The following is a 17,854-nucleotide window of genomic DNA, read 5'->3' as shown; positions in this document are numbered from 1 at the left end:
CCCTCTCACCTAATAAGACTCCTACGGACAGAAACGGTTCCCTGTTTATGTATATATTTAATTAAAACGCTGCCAAAATTCACAGCCCCTTCCCCTTCTCCAAATGCCCGATTCGGACCATTCCACGGCACAGCAAAATGCTTAAAAAAAATACTAATTAATTATAAGAGAATAGAATGCAGGCGGGGCGTGGGATTGGCGATTTAGAGAGGCATTTTGGGCGGCTGTGAGGGCTTGTTCACCGCTTGACTTTTCAATATATGGTATATAAAATGATTAAGCATTACTAAATATAGTGTATATAAGAGCTAAGCCCATAAATCTAGTAAAACCGCTATTCTTTATTTGTCAAGTAGAATGGGCTACATGTTATAGGAGGTTAGGAGCCATGTTGATTGCTTACGATTCCAAGACCGGCAACGTTAGAAGATTCATTAATAAACTGAAGCTTCCGGCGGTTCAAATCGAAGAGCATATGACGATCGACGAGCCTTACGTGCTTGTTACATACACTACCGGATTTGGACAGATTCCAGAGAAGGTGTCAACATTCCTTGAACGAAACCATTCCAGGCTCAAGGGCATCGCCGCGAGCGGCAACAAAAACTGGGGCGAGCTATACGCGCACAGCGCAGACTTAATTGCACAGCGTTACAACGTACCGGTGGTCGGCAAGTTTGAATTGTCGGGAACCTTCGGGGACGTACAGCGCATAAAACAGGAGGTGGACCGGGTTGCGGCATATTGAATTGAACAACATGTTGATGAAGAGAGACGAAAGCGGCTTTTTCCAATTGGATAAGGACCAGGAGGCAGTAGCCGAGTTCATGCAGGATGTGGAGCGGCGCAGCCTGACCTTCACAGATACCAAAGCCAAGATTGATTATATGATCGCCAATGACTACTACGAGGACCTGTATGACCGTTACTCTGCTGCTGAGATGGAGGATGTCTACCGGATCGCCCATGAATATAATTTCCGCTTCCCTTCCTATATGGCGGCTTCCAAGTTCTATACCGACTATGCCGTCAAAAGCAATGACCGTAAGCAGTATCTGGAGCATTATCCGGACCGCGTAGCGGTAGTGGCTCTGCACCTGGGACGGGGCAACGTAGAGACTGCCCGCACACTGGCCCGCTCGATGATGGAACAGCGCCTGCAGCCGGCTACACCAACCTTCCTCAATGCCGGTAAAAGCCGCCGCGGCGAGATGGTCTCCTGCTTCCTGCTGGAGATGGACGATTCGCTCAATTCGATCAACTATGTGCTGAACACCTGCATGCAGCTGTCAAAAATCGGGGGCGGTGTTGCCGTCAATCTGTCCAAGCTGCGCTCGCGCGGCGAGACGATTAAGGGTGTCGAGGATGCGGCCAAAGGCATCATGCCTGTCCTGAAGCTCATGGAAGACGGCTTCTCCTATGCGGACCAAATGGGCCAGCGTAAAGGTTCGGGCGCGGCTTATTATAATATTTTTGGCTGGGATGTACTGGAGTTCCTGGACAGCAAGAAGATTAACGCCGACGAACGGACACGCCTGAAGACGTTGTCTATCGGCCTGATCGTGCCTAACCGCTTCTACAAGCTCGCACAGGATAATCAGCCGCTGCATGTGTTCGCTCCTTACACGGTCTATCAGGCGTACGGTACGCACCTGGATGACATGGATCTGGACGTCATGTATGACACCCTCCTTGCTGATCCGCGCGTGAAGAAAAGAATCGCCATGAGCGCACGCGACATGCTGACCAAGATCGCCATGATCCAGCTTGAATCGGGCTATCCATATATTATGAACAAAAGCAATGCCAACGCTGCTCACGCCTTGCGGGGTGTGGGTCAGATTAAGATGTCTAACCTGTGCACTGAGATTTTCCAATTGCAGGAGACTTCGGAGATTAACGACTACGGACAGCAGGACGAGATCCGCCGCGATATCAGCTGCAACCTGGCTTCCCTCAACATCGTGAACGTGATGGAGCACGGTAAGATCCGTGAATCCGTACATGAGGGCATGCTGGCACTGACGGCTGTCAGCGATATGACAACTGTCTCCAACGCTCCAGGCGTGGCTAAGGCGAACAAGGAAATGCACTCCGTGGGTCTGGGTGTAATGAACCTGCATGGTTATTTTGCCAAGAACAAGGTGGCTTATGAGAGTGAGCAGGCCCGTGATTTCGCACGCACCTTCTTCATGACGATGAACTATCATTCGATTGAGAAAAGCATGGAAATTGCCGCCGAGACAGGCGAAACCTTCTATGGATTCGAGCAGTCCGACTACGCCAGCGGCGTATATTTCGACCGTTATCTGACTACAGACTACCGTCCGGTTACGGCAAAAGCGCAGGAGCTGTTCGGGGGAATCTATATTCCTACTACAGAGGATTGGAAAGAGCTGCGTGACAAGGTGATGAAGCACGGCCTGTACCATGCCTACCGTCTGGCGATTGCACCGACTGCGAGCATCTCGTACATCCAGAATGCTACCTCCAGCGTCATGCCGATTGTAGAGCAGATCGAGACCCGCACGTATGCCAACTCGACCACCTATTACCCGATGCCTTACCTGCGTCCGGACAATGTGTTCTATTATAAATCCGCCTACCAGATGGACCAGTTCAAGGTCATTGATCTGATTGCCGAGATTCAGCCTCATATCGATCAGGGTATCTCAACAGTTCTGCATGTGAACAGTGATGTCACCACCCGTGAGCTGGCCCGTTCTTACCTGTATGCGGCGCACAAAGGGCTGAAATCCCTGTACTACACCCGGACCAACAAATTGTCTGTCGAGGAATGCCTGGCCTGCTCCATCTAAGAGGGGCACAGGTACAGAAAGGGAGAATATACGATTATGAGCGCAATTCAAGCCGTGAACTGGAACCGTCCCGACGACGATTTCTCGCTGATGTTCTGGAATCAGAATATTATGCAGTTCTGGACCGATGACGAAATACCACTATCTGATGACAAAATGTCCTGGCTCACGCTAAGTGAGATCGAGAAGGACTCTTATATGAAGGTGCTGGGCGGATTGACCCTGCTGGATACGATTCAGGGCGGCGTAGGCATGCCGCAGATTATGGAGCATGTAGACGGCTTGCAGCGCAAGGCGGTCCTCGGCTTCATGGGCATGATGGAGCAGATTCATGCGAAGTCGTACAGCAGCATTTTCACCACCCTGGCTTCGACTGAGGAGATCGACGGGATTTTCCGCTGGGTGGAGGACAACACGTTCCTGCAGTTCAAGGCCCAGACGATCTCGGAGTATTATCAAAAGATTGAGACGAAGAAAGACCTCTATCTGGCGATGTCCGCGTCGGTCCTGCTGGAAAGCTACCTGTTCTACAGCGGCTTCTTCTACCCGCTCTATCTGGCCGGACAGGGCAAAATGACCTGCAGCGGCGAGATCATCGACCTGATCCTGCGCGATGAGAGCATCCACGGCGTCTATGTCGGCGTGCTGGCCCAGGAAATTTTCGAGGAGCTGTCCGAAGAAGACCAGAGCGATGTCTACCAGACCCTGGTCGGCCTGCTGCGTCTGCTCCATGCGAACGAGGAGCAATACACCGAGCAGATCTACGCCCCGATTGGCCTGGTGGAGGAAGTGAAGACCTTCCTGCGCTACAATGCCAACAAGGCGATGATGAACCTCGGCCATGATCCGCTGTTCGATGAGGAAGAGATTAACCCGATCGTGCAGAACGGGATCAGCACCCACACGAAGCAGCATGACTTCTTCTCGAAGAAGGGTAACGGGTATGTGCGGGCGATGAATGTGGAGCCTTTGCGGGATGAGGATTTTAAGTTTTAAACTTGTACATTCCGATTCCGGGATAGTCGTGGCTCCAGAGAAGTTTTGGACTTCCGGCCGCTGTTGTATCCAGATTTCTTCAATTGTACCGCTGTGCGCGGTTGAAATCCGGATACAAAGGCGGACGCTTCCGCTCCTACAGTTCCAAAATCCCCCTCCACCACTCACCCTTTATTTGTAAATAACAAGTTCAATTTATTGGATGGTATGTAGAATGAGCACCCGGCAGCTTGGACAAGCTGCCGGGGCTTTTTTTAGGATACATTCAAACTAGTAGATCACTTAACGAGCCAGCGCTCAATCCGCAGCAGTCAATCGATGCTGTAGGCGTTGGAACGATAGCAATTGCATTTTGTACACTAGAATACTGTAAAAAAGCCTTCAAAATAGAATCTATTGTATTCCGTACAATGGAATGTTGAAAAAATTCATTTTTCACCCAAAACCCAACATTCTACTGTATGAAGTACAATAGAATCTCCTTTAACGGTCAGCTATGCGCTTTCTATTGCAGGAAATACAATCACTTACTTGAATGTAAGAGTAGCAGTCGGCAACAGGTGCAATATCAGCCTAATATTAGCTCGCTTGCTGAGGGTTGCCGTGCCTGATCAGGGTGCAAGGGATTTGCAATGAGACCATAGGGTCAAATGTATGCGTCGAAAACCGAACCTACTAGTTTAGGGGGTTTCTATGAGACTATATTGTTACTCGTACGTAGGAGTAGGGAAGGTTCATTCATTTACAGGAATGAGGTATGCGGAGTGGCTATACATATCCAAGAATACGGTGACCCGAATGGGGAATGTCTGATGGTCTTCCTGCATGGCGGGGGCGTGAGCGGGTGGATGTGGGAGAAGCAGGTGGCGGCGTTCGCCGGTTATCATTGTCTGGTCCCGGATCTGCCGGGGCACGGGTTCAGCCGGGAGGATCAGGAGTTCACGATCCGCAGCATTGCGGAGGAGCTTGTATCCATTATTGAGGAGCGGGCTCAGGGAAGAAAGATTGTTGTTACCGGCTTCTCGCTGGGCGCACAGGTGTTGGTTCAGATGCTGGGGATAAGACCGGAGCTGATTGATTATGCCATCATCAACAGCGCTTTGGTGCGGCCGATCCCTTCCGCCAGCAGGCTGATCGGACCGGCGCTCAGGCTGTCTTTTCCACTGATTAAGTACAGATGGTTCGCGAGGCTCCAGGCCAAGACGCTCTATCTGGGCGAGGAATACCTGGAACGGTATGTTGAAGAGAGCCTGCAGATGGAGCTGAAGACGCTGATCCGGGTGCTGGAAGAGAATATGTCGTTCCGCATTCCAGCCGGATTCAGTGACGCCGCAGGCAAGATTCTGGTTACCGTAGGTGAACTGGAGAAATCCGTCATGAAGCAATCCGCCCGGGATCTGGTATCTGCAAATCCCCATAGTACGGGCCTGGTGATTCCCAGGATTGGACACGGAGTCCCTCTGGCGAAGCCGGAGCTGTTCAATGAGCTGGTTGAGGCCTGGATACAGGATGAGGAGTTGCCCGGGGAATGCAAAAGAATCTGATCCCTCAGGCACGAAGTGATGCTAGTTCAGATCCTCCCTGATTTTGTAGCGGACAGCAAAATAACTCAGGAATAGAATCGCGGCAACCGCCACTCCAAACATATGAATCAGATCAGCCATGCTGCCCAGATCCTTGACCCGCACAAGCGTGTTAATCAGCAGATATTTGGTCAAATGAATGTCCGTTAACAGATTTTCCAGCGCCCCTAGCACCATGCCGATCACATTCAGAGCCAGAACGATGCTGGCACTTAAGCTAATAAGCAGGTTCCGGGTTATCATAGCTATACAAAGAATCAGCAGCGAGAACGCCCAGTGCAGCAGGAATTGGCCCGCCAGCAAAGTAATGAACGCCCCCGGATCTCCCAGATCGGTCTGGTCCCATAACAGTTTTCTCGCAATTCCGTCTGCAACTAGCAGAGTCAGGAACATCATGGTCACGAACAGGGCGAGAATCGCCATTTTGGAGAACACGGAGTGGCTTCTGGCCTGCCGCATGGAGATATAATTCTTGGAGAAGCCGGAATTCCATTCGCTCATATAGAAGTAGATCGTGAACACCGCAATATAAATCAGCATCCAGGAAGGCGGCTGCGAAATCATATACTGGATGAAATCGCTCTCCGTTAAGCTGCTTAGCAGGGGACGGCCCTCCACCGGTTGCTCGTATTGCTTCATCATATAAATGCCGAAGATCTGAAACGCACAGAACAGGAGCAGCAGCAGGTACATAATCTTGTTTCGTCTGAAGCGGTAAAAGTCCATTTTGAACAGGTTAATCATGGCGTTCACCTGCACTCTCCGTGCGTTCCAGGAAATACTGCTCCAGGCTCTGCTTGTGCCTCGCTATGGAATCTACCATTATCCCATGCTGCGCCAGCACCTGAACGATCTGCCGGATGCGGATATGCTCGTCGTATACATACACCGTGCGGCTGTCCACCACTTTATATTGTGTAATCTTCAGCTCGCGCTCCAGCACCGGGAGAGCCTCCCGGGCTTCCTCCACACTAATCTCGATCCGTTCCTCACAGCGCTGCTGCAATTCTTCCTTGGAGATCACCTCGGCGAATTCTCCCTGATGGATGATGGCATACTTGGTGGCGATTTTGGAGAGCTCCTCCAGAATGTGACTGGAGATCAGAATCGTCAGGCCCGCTGCGTTCAGCTCCAGGATGAGCTCCCTAATCTCCACAATTCCCTGCGGATCAAGCCCGTTAATCGGCTCATCCAGAATCAGCACATCGGGACTTCCCAGCAGAGCCACCGCGATCCCCAGCCGCTGCTTCATGCCCATGGAATAGCTTTTGACTTTGGCGGTATTCTTAGGGTCCAGCCCTACGAGCTTCAGCAGCTTCGCGATCGTTAGCTCCCTGTCACTTAGACCATACGCGATAGTGAGCAGCTTCAAGTTCTCGTAGGCCGACACATTCGGGTATAACCCGGGATGCTCAATCAACACCCCCATCCGCTCAAAAAAAGACTGGTCCCCCGCCGCCGCACGGTTGAAGAAATGCAGCTCTCCCGAGGTCGGATACACATGTCCGCTGATCATTTTGAGCAGCGTGGATTTGCCCGCCCCGTTCTTCCCGATGATGCCGACAATCTCTCCTCTATAGATTTTGAGATTGGCATTCCGCACTGCCGCTTTCGATTGGTACATCTTGGTCAGTCCGCATAGCTCAATGATGCAATCTGTCATATCTGCCACCTCCTTACCCTAAGTTAACAGGATGAAGACTAATAGTTCGCCAACAAAAGATTAAGAAAGTTCAAAGTTCATCATGGACTCAGCCGGAAGCCGATGCCCCAGACCGTATCGATATAGGCTTCGCTGTCGTGCGCCTTGATTTTATTGCGGATATTGCTGACATGTACCGTTATCGTCTTGTCCTCGCCCAGATAGATCTCCTCCCAGGCCAGCTCATAGAGATCCTGCTTCGTGAACACGCGGGAAGGATTCCTGACCAGCAGTTCCACAATCCGGTATTCCTGACGAGTCAGAGCAAGCACGCTGCCATGAATCCTGACACTGTAGGCTGTGCAGTCCAGCACCAGATTCTTATGCCTCAACTCCTTCAACGGCTCACCGGCAGCCGTCCGCAGGATATGAACATGGATGCGGGCAATCAGCTCCTCCAGCTCAAAGGGCTTGGTCACATAATCATCAGCGCCCAGCGTGAACAGATCCAGCTTATCCCTGAGTTGATCCTTGGCTGAGAGGACAATCACCGGAACCCGGGACTTCATCTCCTCACGCAAACGGTGCATGAACGCCTCGCCGGACAACCCGGGCAGCATCAGGTCCAGGACAATCAGGTGATACTCGCGCTCCGCCAGATTCAGCATCCCTTCACTGCCTGAATAGGACTGGGTGCACTGATACCCTGCGGAGGTAAGCCCGTCATGCAGAATTGCGTTAATATGCTCGTCATCCTCAACGATGAGAATTCTTCTGCGCTGCCCGTTATCCTTGAGATGGGTACTCACGGCTATGCTCCTCCCCCCTTTTTGATAATCCTATTAATATACTGAAGGTATCCGCTGTACTCCCGGCCTCTGCATGACCGTTCATTTTCTCCATCAGCGCCTTCACAATCGAGAGTCCAAGACCTGAGGAATGCCGGGTACGCGACGGATCTTCTTTGTAAAAGCGGGTAAATATCTTCTCCGTATCCACCCTGCTGCCTGCCTTAAGCCGGTTAGTGAAGCGTATACACAACATCTCCTGCCTGTCTTCAGCCTCTATGGTCAGCAGGCCTTCGCCATGGATGAAATAGTTGCTGATGATATTGGTAAAGATTCGTTCCAGTGCATGGAGATCCCCCATCACCCGGGGAGAATGCTCCGGCAGACGTAGCTCGGGCTCACTCTCCGATCCGGCGAAGGCATCGATGAAGGTGAACAAATTCCGCTTCAGCACCTCCATAACGTCCACGGGCTGCAGCTCCAGGCTGTATTCGGGATTCTGCAGCTTGGTATAGAGGAACAGCTCATCCACCAGCTTGATAATCTGCTGTATTCTCGACTGGGCAAGCGCTACGTAACGCCCCTTCTCCTGCACCGCCTCTGTCCGCAGCGCCAACTGAAGGTAACCATCCAGTGAAGTGAGCGGTGTCCGGATATCATGCGACAGACTGGTAATCGCCAGATTCATCTCCTGATTCTTGCGGCTGAACTGTTCTCCCATCGCCCGCTGGCGGCTTAACAGGTTATTGCACTCCCGCACCAGCCTGCCAATCTCCCTCGGCTTCAACTGGGTAGCTACCAGCTTACGGGATTCATGCTCCATGATAAAAGACAGCTGGCTGCTGATCTGACTGACCTGTCTCCGGTAATTCAGCAGGTAGACCGTCTGGCCGATCAGCAGCAGCAGGAGTCCTGCCAGAACAATAAGGATACGATCAACTCCTCTCATATGAGGTTATTATATACGATTACAGAGTCTTAGTCTGAGTAGGAGGTGAGCTGATGACGTACAGTGATGCCCTCCTTGCCCACTCTGAGCTGAATCTCCCCCTGCTGATCCGTCCGGTAGACGCGGGTTCCGGTATCGGACAGGCGCTCCAGCACGATCCCGTGCGGATGGCCATAGAGGTTATTCACACCCGCTGAGATCACAGCGGCCCCCGGGTTCCAGAAGGCGAGCCAGTCTACACTGGTAGCGGTTTTGCTGCCGTGGTGGGCGACCTTGAGGACGTCGATGGGGTTGCCTTGCTTAATCCCGGATTGACTTGCGAAATGTAGGATGGCTTCCTCTGCCGCCTCATCCATATCTCCTGTGAAAAGAAAGCTCCGGCCGTTCATCTCCAGCCGGAACACCACCGATTCGTGGTTCTGGTCTTCCACTTTCTCCGGCAGGGTCTGTCCATCCGCTGGCGGCTCCGGCCAGAGGAAGTTCAGCCGCGTGGCCTCGTCCGGGGCCAGCGTCATGGCCTGCTGTACCGGATACAGCCGGACACCCGCGTCCAGCGCAGTCGTCATCAGCTTGGAGTACGGCTCCGTGTCAGCCAATGTCCCGTTAAACAGCATTGCCGATACCGGCATCCCTTCCAGCACAGCCTGCAGCCCTCCGGCATGGTCCTGATCGCCATGCGTCAGGATAACCGCGTCAAGCCGGTGAATGCCCCGCTGCTTCAAGAGCGGCAGCAGCGTCTTCGCTCCAACCTCGAACGGGCTGCGGCGGATACGCCATTCCTCCCGGTTGCCGAAGCTCACGGTCCCGCCGCCATCCACCAAGATATGAGCTCCGCCCGGAGTGGTAATCAGGCTGCTGTCCCCCTGACCTATATCCAGGTAGCTGATGGAACCGGAGCCGTCGCGTAGAGTTTCGGCGTTATAGCCTTTGTAGAGCAGAATGGTCAGGCCTACAACGCACAGTATGACTACAAGATAACTCCATCGTGATAGGCTTGATTGAGGGTAAGATTGGAAAGCCAGCGCCGCTATTCTGCTGTTCGCAGTAGATAGCAAATCTGGCTGGTTGGTGGTGTTTCCATATTTGCTATTGACGTTTCTGCCGATCTTCCACCGGCCTTTACCTCTCGGTTCCGCCCTCTCCAGCTCCGCCAGCGGGCGGGTCTCATCGTCCATGAACTGGGGAACAAGCTTGGCCTCAGTCCTCCGTTTCAACATGTGTAACAAACCATATAACAGGCAGTAGTAGAGGCAGATCCACAGGATTGACGGCGATGCCCAGATCAGCACCCCGGAGGTGAAGCTGTTCACCCACTCTACGACTGCAAAGGTAGCGTTATTGAGCAGCTCCGCCAGTTGAGCGATCAACAGTGCTGCGGCATTCCATACCCGTCCAAGCATCAGTACCAGCGTTCCCAGTGGCAACACCAGGAAGGTGATAAAGGGAACCAAGAGCAGATTGGCCACAACGGATAACAGCGAGAATTGGTTGAAATAATAGATCGTCAGCGGGAACGAGACCAGTTGAGCAATAATCGTTACCGAGAGGCTGCTGCCCAGCCAGCCCGGTAACCGCCTGAATAGCGGCGCAGCGAGCGGTGTATACACCATGAGTCCGGCCGTCACCAGAAAAGACAGCTGAAAGCTGACACTAAGCAGCAGATAAGGATTCCAGACCAGCATCATCAGGGCCGATGCGGCCAGAATATTCAGTCCATCCTTGAGCATGCCCAGCCTTGCCGCCAGCAGGGCAATCATGCTCATGATCCCGGCGCGGATCACAGACGGTCCGGCCCCGGACAGCAGCACATAGACAGGAACCAGCAGCAGGGTCACCGTCAGTGCGGTTTCTCTGGTCAAGCGGCAGCGGCGCAGAAGAATTAGGATTACTCCGACGTACACCGCTACATGCATCCCCGAAATGGCCAGGATATGGGTGAGCCCGAGCTGCGAGAACTGTCTGAAGGTCTCCGGGTCCAGTTCCTTTTGGATGCCGATGACAAGACCCTTCATATAACCCGCATGAGGCTCCTGAAATAAGCGGCTCATTTCTGCACCGAGCACAGATCTTGCCTTATCATTCCAGCGCAGAATAGTGGATGGTTCCCACGAGATTGGAGGTTTAGCCTCTACACTGGTTATTCCCTCCCCTTTAAGCAGCCAGTGAATCTTTTGGGTGAGCAGATAGGAACGGTAGTCGAATCCGCCGAAGTTGCGCGTTATCTGGGGCCGTATCAATTCCCCCTCAATGACCACCTGGTCTCCCCGCTGCCACTGCGCAGCCACCGCAATCTCACTCTCCTCCTGGAGCTTGATCTGTATAGCTACAAGTTCACCTTTAGCTTGTTTCTTCTCCACGGCTCCCGCTGCATCTGTCTCTGCCGCAAGATTCGGATTGAATACCTTTGCCTTCTTTCCTTCTTCTCCTTCCGCTGCAGACTGTTCCCCTTGCTGATGCAATCTGATCCCGGACAGCTTCACGACAAAATCAACCCGGTCCCCGTCCCGCTCCACCGGAGAAGCAATAACGCCTGCAGCTGTTACATAAGCCTCATTCAGTTCGCTCACCGGTTGCCCCAGCACACCAGGCAACAGACTCACATTTCGTACCTCACTATATTCCCAGTATAGGGCCGACACAATCAATCCCATAACCAACAACGCTGCCGCCCTCCAGCGTATGCCGCCGCTCACCGCCCAGACTACAGGCAGCAACAGCATCACGGCGAGGCAGAACAGCAGACTGTGGCCAGAGAACAAACAACCTGCGGCACTTCCCGCCACCCAGCAAACCGTGAAGCTTAGTAACGGCCTTCTGTTCATGATCATCTCTCCTTCCTAATTAGCTCTAGACGCCAAAAAACCTCTGCATACGCATCCTACATGCGTGTACAGAGGTTCTTCCTCTGGGGTCAGTCCATATTCTATCGGATCTTGTTCACTCGAACTATAATTGAATCCTGCCGATGTACGCCGTTACTCAGATATCGAAATCATCGTTTCCTTAGGCGGCTCGTAGTTCTCCAATTGGCGGAACACGATTCCTTTGGAGGAGAGCATCGCCTGCACCTTCTCCATGTCTTTCTTGTAAGGACGCAGGTAGACAATCTCAACGATTCCGCTGTTAGCCAGCATATTGGCACAGGTCCAGCAGGGTTCATCCGTCACGTAGACCGTACTGCCTTCCCGGTCGCTCCGGTCGGTGAACAGCAGCAGATTCTGCTCCGCATGGATTGTGCGGATGCAGCGCTGCTTTTTGACCATTGTCTCTACACCGTCAATCATCTCACGCTCGTATTGCTCAGAGACCATACAGCCTGCTTCCGAGCAGTCAGGAACGCCCATCGGTGCACCATTATAGGCCGTACCCAGCAGCTTCTTCCCCTGCACCAGCACCGCGCCGACATGGCGGCGGGGACAGCGCGAACGGGTGGAGACCATGCAGGCAATATCCATGAAGTATGTATCCCAGTTCTTGCGGTAAGCCACAGTCATCAGCAATCTCCACTTTCTCTAAATAGTTGTTCATTATTGTAGCATACCTGGCTGCGTTTTCACTAGGATATTGATAGCCCGCAACAACGTACATTTCGCCTAACTCTCGCCTAAATTTCCCATGCCGCCACTTCTACACCACATTTGCTCATCCCTAGAGTGGGTAGAGTGGGGTGTGATTGCACTTCATACAATAGAAATTGCATTCTCAGCGCCTAAGTAACGTTCTGCTGCACTTCATACAATTGATTCTCTGATTTAGTCTCCAAAGACCCTCTTTTTCAAAATTCTAATGTACGAAGTGCAGCAGATTCAGTTTTCAGGCAGATTTATGGCTAATCTAATGTACAGAGTGCAATTGAAACTTACTATGCCTCAGCCCATGCTCTGAGAGTGAAGCCCGTTAAGTGGAAAAACTACAACTGTTGCTGGCAAAAGCACCGAAGATATAATAGTAGTTGGAAAAACGACACTTCATTCGTTACAAATCGCTGATTCAGCGCATTCGGACCAAATTAGCTGCCCTAAATCCACTTACTGTTCGTCAGGGAAACGTTAGAGATTTATTAAGTGTATAAAATCCAACTGCTTCCCACGGGAGACAGATTGTTCGTATACAATCAGGACGGCAGCCTTAAAAAGTCACGAGAGGCTTCAGCTTCTCCAGCAGCTTGGGGCCGATGCCCTTCACCTTCCCTAGCTCGTTCGCGCTGCGGAAGGCTCCCTTACTGGTGCGGTAGTCGATAATCGCCTGCGCCTTCTTCTCTCCGATGCCCGGCAGATCCATGAGGGCTTTGGCATCGGCTGTATTCACATTGATCCGTCCGTCAGCTGCTGCCGGGGCTGCAATGCCAGCGGCTCCAGCTGTTGCAGCCGCCGCTCCACTTGCACCGCCGCTTCCTGCCGCTCCTCCGGGTCCTCCTGCGTCTGCCGCCCCCGCTATCCCGGCACTTGCCGCTCCAGCGCCTGCTGTTCCGCCACCAGTGACCGCACCGCCAACAACTCCGCTACCCGCTGCACCTGCCATACTCCCGCCAGTTGCTCCACTCCCCGCTGTATTACCACCTGTTACACTCCCCCCAGCCGCTCCACCCCCTGCTGTTCCGCCACCAGTGAGCGCGGCATTACCACCAGCCTGATTCCCGCCAACATTTCCACTCCCCGCCGTTCCGCCACCAGCAATCTCGCCACCTGTTACTCCACTCCCCGCCGTTCCGCCACCGGTGACCGCACCACCAACAACTCCACTACCGGCCGTACCGTTACCAGCTTCCTCAACGCCTGCCGCTCCACTTGCCATACTTCCACCCGCCGCCACACTCCCGCCAGCTGCCCCGTCCGCGGAACTCCCGCCATCAGCCCCGGCGGCTGCACTGCCGGCCTCACCTTCGTCCGCCACTCCCAGCGCCTGCGCCATTCCGGTGTTCAGTGTCGACCATCCGGCGATGCCGGCGTCCTGTGCTCTGTGGTCTGCAGCCCACACCAGGCCACCGCCCAGCAGCGCGGCGGTGATGGCGCAGATGATCATTCTTTTATCCATCAGGTTGTCCTCCCTCATCGAACTGGAATTTTATTCAATAATCCGATTAAAACCTGTCATTGGTCCAAGTCTGGCGTGCATACATTTAACGAAGAGTATTCCTGTAAGCCAGCAGCATAAGAAAGGAGGTACCACAGGATGAAAGTGGGATTTATTGGAACAGGCAGCATGGGAAGTCTGCTGATCGACACCTTCCTTCGGTCGGGAGCCCTTGATCCATGTGATGTGATGGCCAGCAACCGCAGCCCGGGCAGGCTGATGGAGTTGAAGAAGCTTCATCCCGGAATCACCCTATGCTCCGGCAATATCGAAGCCGCCTCGGAGAGCGACCTCGTGTTCCTGTGCGTCAAGCCTTTGCAGTTCAAGCGGGTAACCGATGAGATCGCTCCTTATCTGCGCAGCGACCAGATTGTTGTATCTATTACAAGCCCTGTGCAGCTCTACCATCTGGAATCGGCCCTGCCCTCCAAGGTGGCCAAAATCATTCCCAGCATCACCCATTCCGTCAGAGGCGGGAGTTCGCTGTGCATTTTCGGAAGCCGATTAAATAATAAAGACAGGCTCCTGCTGCTCCAGCTATTCTCCTGCATTGGAGTTCCTGAGGAAATTCCTGAGGGTCATACGCGGATTGCCTCAGATTTCTCCAGCTGCGGTCCGGCCTTTCTGAGCTATTTCCTGGAGCGGTGGATTGAAGCGGCTGTGGAAGCAACTGGCATCGACGAAGCCCTGGTTACCCGGCTGGCGGGTGAGATGCTGCTGGGTACGGGCAAGCTGCTGACCGAAGGCTCGTTCACCCCGCAGGAGCTGCAGGAGCGGGTTGCCGTCCGCGGGGGCATTACCGCGCAAGCCCTGAATCACTTGCAGACTAGTCTGGAGGGGGTATTTGAACGTCTGATTACCACCACACATGACAAATATGATGAGGATGTGGAAAAGCTCGACGAGCTGTTCGGCCTCGGCAGCATCGCCCAGAGCCGACTCGACCGCTAGCAAAATGTATCCATTATCAGCGCCATTTCCTCCATAGAACAACCAGCGGTCCCCTCCACCTCCGCAGAAAGCGCCCGAAACCAAGAAAGCCCGCAGCACGGATACCTCCGTTGCTGCGGGCAGAATTGCGTTCTTCGCTTAACCCACTACGATATTTACCAGCTTGCCGGGAACGGCAATGATTTTGCGTACGGTTTTGCCTTCGACGGCCGCCTTCACATTCGGCAGGGCCAGGGCGTGGTCCTGCATCTCCTGCTGGCCCATATCCGCCGGAATCAGCGCGCGCTGGACGATTTTACCGTTCACCTGAACCACGATCTCAACCTCAGCATCTACAGTCAAGGCTTCATCATAGGCCGGCCAAGCGACATAGCTGATGCTTCCTTCATGGCCCAGCAGTTCCCACAGCTCTTCGGCAATATGCGGTGCCAGCGGGGACAGCATCTGCACGAAATGTTCAGCTGCTTCCTTGGACAGACTCTCCTGCTTATAAGCGTCATTGATGAAGATCATCAGCTGGCTGATCGCCGTATTGAAGCGCAGCAGTTCGAAATCCTCGGTGACCTTCTTCAGCGTCTTATGCCAGGTGCGTTTGAATTCATCCGTGCCGCCGCCCTCTGTAATCTTCGCGCTGAGGCTGCCGTCTTCATTCACGAACAGGCGCCATACGCGGGAGAGGAAGCGGTGAATGCCTTCGACACCCTTCTCGTTCCAAGGCTTGGTGGCCTCCAGCGGTCCCATGAACATCTCATAGACGCGCAGGGTATCTGCCCCGTAAGCTTCTACGATCTCATCCGGGTTAATGACATTGCCGCGCGATTTACTCATCTTCTCGTTGTTGTTCCCCAGGATCATTCCCTGGTTGACCAGCTTGTGGAACGGCTCCTTGGTATCGACTACGCCGATATCATAGAGTACCTTATGCCAGAAGCGGGCATACAGCAGGTGAAGCACTGCATGCTCCGCTCCGCCGATGTACAGGTCAACCGGCAGCCATTCCTTCTGCTTCTCCGGTGAACACAGCTCCTGATCGTTATGCGGATCGATATAGCGCAGGTAGTACCAGCAGCTGCCGGCCCATTGCGGCATGGTGTTGGTCTCACGGCGGGCCTTCATGCCGGTCTCGGGATCAACTGTCTCCACCCACTCGGTCACATTCGCCAGCGGAGATTCACCGGTGCCCGATGGCTTGATCGCATCTACATCCGGCAGAACCAGCGGCAGCTGATCCACAGGCACGGTCTTCATCGTGCCGTCTTCCAGGTGCAGAATCGGAATCGGCTCGCCCCAGTAACGCTGGCGGCTGAACAGCCAGTCGCGCAGGCGGTAGGTCACTTTGCCCTTGCCGCTGCCCTTCTCTTCCAGCCAGGCGATCATCTGAGCCATCGCTTCAGTATTGGACAGACCGTCAAGGAATCCCGAATTGACATGCGGACCGTCACCGGAGTAGGCTTCTTCTTCGATATTGCCGCCCTGCACCACTTCGATGATGTTCAGGCCGAACTGCTTGGCGAATTCCCAGTCGCGGGCATCATGGCCCGGAACGGCCATAATCGCTCCGGTTCCGTAGCCGGCCAGCACGTAATCGGCAATCCAGATTGGCACCTGCGCGCCGTTCACCGGATTAATGGCATACGCGCCGGTGAATACACCGCTTTTCTCCTTCGCCAGATCCGTGCGTTCCAGATCGCTCTTGCGGGAAGCCTTGTCGCGGTATTCGGCAACGGCGGCCTTCTGCTCCTCCGTGGTAATGGCATCCACCAGCTTATGCTCCGGTGCGAGTACGCAATAGCTTGCTCCGAACAGGGTATCGGGACGGGTAGTGAACACTTCAAGCACAGCCTCATGCCCCTCAATGGCAAAGGTTACCTCAGCACCGGTCGATTTGCCGATCCAGTTGCGCTGCATATCCTTGATGCTCTCTTCCCAGTCCAGCTCCTCCAGATCCTCCAGCAGACGGTCGGCGTATTCGGTAATTTTCAGAATCCACTGGCGCATCGGTCTGCGGACGACGGGATGGCCGCCTCGCTCGCTTTTGCCGTCGATGACTTCTTCATTCGCAAGAACCGTTCCCAGCGCCTCGCACCAGTTCACCGATACTTCGGCCACATAAGCCAGTCCACGGTTATACAGCTGGATGAAAATCCACTGCGTCCACTTGTAGTACCCCGGATCGGTCGTGCTGATTTCGCGGTCCCAGTCGTAGGAGAAGCCCAGCGACTTGATCTGGCGGCGGAAATTGTCAATGTTCTTGAAGGTAATGTCACGCGGATGCTGGCCGGTATCCATCGCATATTGCTCTGCCGGAAGTCCGAAGGCATCCCAGCCCATCGGGTGCAGCACGTTGTAGCCGCGCATCCGCTTGAAGCGGGATACGATGTCAGTGGCGGTATAGCCTTCCGGGTGGCCTACGTGCAGTCCTGCGCCGGAAGGGTACGGGAACATATCCAGGGCGTAGAACTTCGGCTTGCCTGATTCTTCACTTGTCTTAAAGGTCTTGTTCTCGTCCCAGAATTTCTGCCATTTCGGCTCGATGGTCTGGGCGCGGTATCCAATATTGTCGCTCATCTTGTGCTCCTCCTTGGAGTGTGGCTGTAATAGGTAACTCTATTGTAAAAAAACACTGTAAATAAGGGTCACTGCAGAAAGATTTGGGCTTCCGCCCGCTGTTATACTCGGATTTCTGATTATAAGCTTCAAGGTAGAAATCCGAGTATAAAGGCGGCCACTAACGTTGCTACAGCTCCAAAATTTCTTTCCGTTCCTTTATATTTACATAAAATCTGTAAAAACCAATTCACTTACCCGGCGGAACAGCAAAGCCCAAGAGCCGCCCATGATTCGCTGGGCCGTAAAAACCACGGCAAAGCCATGTACCCGCCCATGATTCGCCGGGCCGGGAGCCGGAGCGAGTCAACATAATCGCTCCATCTGCCAGGACCCGCTGCTCCGCCGGGATAACCGCAAAAAAACCTCCCATCCCTAGCGTATAATCGCTAGGGACGAGAGGTATGAATTCCCGTGGTACCACCCTAGTTAGCGGCGGACATTCT

13 protein-coding genes are annotated in these 17,854 nt (G+C 53.6%); 5 read left to right on the top strand and 8 right to left on the bottom strand.

Annotation, left to right across the window (positions count from 1 at the left end):
* Positions 1-388: 388 nt before the first annotated feature.
* The 4 genes from nrdI (at position 389) to MKX42_RS09035 (ending at position 5,359) form a co-directional block, all read left to right on the top strand.
* On the top strand, positions 389-748 hold the full coding sequence (gene nrdI / locus MKX42_RS09050; RefSeq protein WP_036732265.1) for a class Ib ribonucleoside-diphosphate reductase assembly flavoprotein NrdI: 360 nt from the start codon (positions 389-391) through the stop codon (positions 746-748).
* Positions 735-2,819, top strand: coding sequence for a class 1b ribonucleoside-diphosphate reductase subunit alpha (gene nrdE, locus MKX42_RS09045; protein WP_340752211.1), 2,085 nt, complete (start codon positions 735-737; stop codon positions 2,817-2,819). Before nrdI ends, nrdE begins: the two co-directional genes overlap by 14 nt.
* A gap of 36 nt (positions 2,820-2,855) precedes the next feature.
* Positions 2,856-3,815 (top strand): class 1b ribonucleoside-diphosphate reductase subunit beta, encoded by a 960-nt coding sequence (gene nrdF, locus MKX42_RS09040; RefSeq protein ID WP_340752210.1) that lies wholly within the window; start codon positions 2,856-2,858, stop codon positions 3,813-3,815.
* An 812-nt stretch (positions 3,816-4,627) separates the two neighbouring features.
* On the top strand, positions 4,628-5,359 hold the full coding sequence (locus tag MKX42_RS09035; RefSeq protein ID WP_445669367.1) for an alpha/beta fold hydrolase: 732 nt from the start codon (positions 4,628-4,630) through the stop codon (positions 5,357-5,359).
* A gap of 21 nt (positions 5,360-5,380) precedes the next feature.
* Here the strand turns inward: MKX42_RS09035 and MKX42_RS09030 are convergent, their stop codons facing one another.
* From MKX42_RS09030 to MKX42_RS09000, 7 genes are all read right to left on the bottom strand, one after another.
* Positions 5,381-6,142, bottom strand: a complete 762-nt coding sequence (locus tag MKX42_RS09030; protein ID WP_340757641.1) for an ABC transporter permease — start codon at positions 6,140-6,142, stop codon at positions 5,381-5,383.
* On the bottom strand, positions 6,135-7,061 hold the full coding sequence (locus MKX42_RS09025; protein ID WP_340752208.1) for an ABC transporter ATP-binding protein: 927 nt from the start codon (positions 7,059-7,061) through the stop codon (positions 6,135-6,137). The genes MKX42_RS09030 and MKX42_RS09025 overlap by 8 nt, the downstream gene beginning before the upstream one ends.
* 80 nt (positions 7,062-7,141) lie before the next feature.
* A complete protein-coding gene (locus MKX42_RS09020) occupies positions 7,142-7,849 on the bottom strand; it encodes a response regulator transcription factor (RefSeq protein WP_340752207.1) in 708 nt (235 codons plus the stop codon).
* Complete coding sequence (locus MKX42_RS09015) at positions 7,827-8,777, bottom strand: sensor histidine kinase (protein ID WP_340752206.1); 951 nt, start codon at positions 8,775-8,777, stop codon at positions 7,827-7,829. The genes MKX42_RS09020 and MKX42_RS09015 overlap by 23 nt, the downstream gene beginning before the upstream one ends.
* A 29-nt stretch (positions 8,778-8,806) precedes the next feature.
* Entirely contained in the window at positions 8,807-11,599 is a 2,793-nt protein-coding gene (locus tag MKX42_RS09010) for a ComEC/Rec2 family competence protein (protein ID WP_340752205.1), read from the bottom strand.
* 153 nt (positions 11,600-11,752) lie between these two features.
* The gene (locus MKX42_RS09005; protein ID WP_340752204.1) at positions 11,753-12,271 is read right to left on the bottom strand and encodes a deoxycytidylate deaminase; all 519 of its coding nucleotides are present in this window, start codon (positions 12,269-12,271) and stop codon (positions 11,753-11,755) included.
* Between the two features lie 634 nt (positions 12,272-12,905).
* Entirely contained in the window at positions 12,906-13,811 is a 906-nt protein-coding gene (locus MKX42_RS09000) for a ComEA family DNA-binding protein (protein WP_340752203.1), read from the bottom strand.
* 138 nt (positions 13,812-13,949) lie between these two features.
* Here MKX42_RS09000 and comER point away from each other — a divergent pair, with 138 nt between their 5' ends.
* Positions 13,950-14,801: a late competence protein ComER gene (gene comER / locus MKX42_RS08995; RefSeq protein ID WP_340752202.1), complete on the top strand. Its 852-nt coding sequence runs from the start codon at positions 13,950-13,952 to the stop codon at positions 14,799-14,801.
* Positions 14,802-14,939: 138 nt separating this feature from the next.
* On the opposite strand, the gene leuS is transcribed toward comER, so the two are convergent.
* Positions 14,940-17,369: a leucine--tRNA ligase gene (gene leuS / locus MKX42_RS08990; RefSeq protein WP_340752201.1), complete on the bottom strand. Its 2,430-nt coding sequence runs from the start codon at positions 17,367-17,369 to the stop codon at positions 14,940-14,942.
* Positions 17,370-17,854: the final 485 nt, after the last annotated feature.

The sequence above is a fragment of the Paenibacillus sp. FSL R7-0204 genome (assembly GCF_038002225.1).
Lineage (GTDB): Bacteria > Bacillota > Bacilli > Paenibacillales > Paenibacillaceae > Paenibacillus_AQ.
This window is presented reverse-complemented; position numbering and strand designations above follow the sequence as displayed.

Excerpts from the sequence above, each read along its gene's own strand:
- nrdI (WP_036732265.1), top strand. The coding sequence starts at position 389 with ATGTTGATTGCTTACGATTCCAAGACCGGCAACGTTAGAAGATTCATT.
- nrdF (WP_340752210.1), top strand. The coding sequence starts at position 2,856 with ATGAGCGCAATTCAAGCCGTGAACTGGAACCGTCCCGACGACGATTTC.
- MKX42_RS09035 (WP_445669367.1), top strand. The coding sequence starts at position 4,628 with ATGGTCTTCCTGCATGGCGGGGGCGTGAGCGGGTGGATGTGGGAGAAG.
- MKX42_RS09030 (WP_340757641.1), bottom strand. The coding sequence starts at position 6,142 with ATGATTAACCTGTTCAAAATGGACTTTTACCGCTTCAGACGAAACAAG.
- MKX42_RS09025 (WP_340752208.1), bottom strand. The coding sequence starts at position 7,061 with ATGACAGATTGCATCATTGAGCTATGCGGACTGACCAAGATGTACCAA.
- MKX42_RS09015 (WP_340752206.1), bottom strand. The coding sequence starts at position 8,777 with ATGAGAGGAGTTGATCGTATCCTTATTGTTCTGGCAGGACTCCTGCTG.
- MKX42_RS09010 (WP_340752205.1), bottom strand. The coding sequence starts at position 11,599 with ATGAACAGAAGGCCGTTACTAAGCTTCACGGTTTGCTGGGTGGCGGGA.
- MKX42_RS09005 (WP_340752204.1), bottom strand. The coding sequence starts at position 12,271 with ATGACTGTGGCTTACCGCAAGAACTGGGATACATACTTCATGGATATT.
- MKX42_RS09000 (WP_340752203.1), bottom strand. The coding sequence starts at position 13,811 with ATGGATAAAAGAATGATCATCTGCGCCATCACCGCCGCGCTGCTGGGC.
- comER (WP_340752202.1), top strand. The coding sequence starts at position 13,950 with ATGAAAGTGGGATTTATTGGAACAGGCAGCATGGGAAGTCTGCTGATC.
- leuS (WP_340752201.1), bottom strand. The coding sequence starts at position 17,369 with ATGAGCGACAATATTGGATACCGCGCCCAGACCATCGAGCCGAAATGG.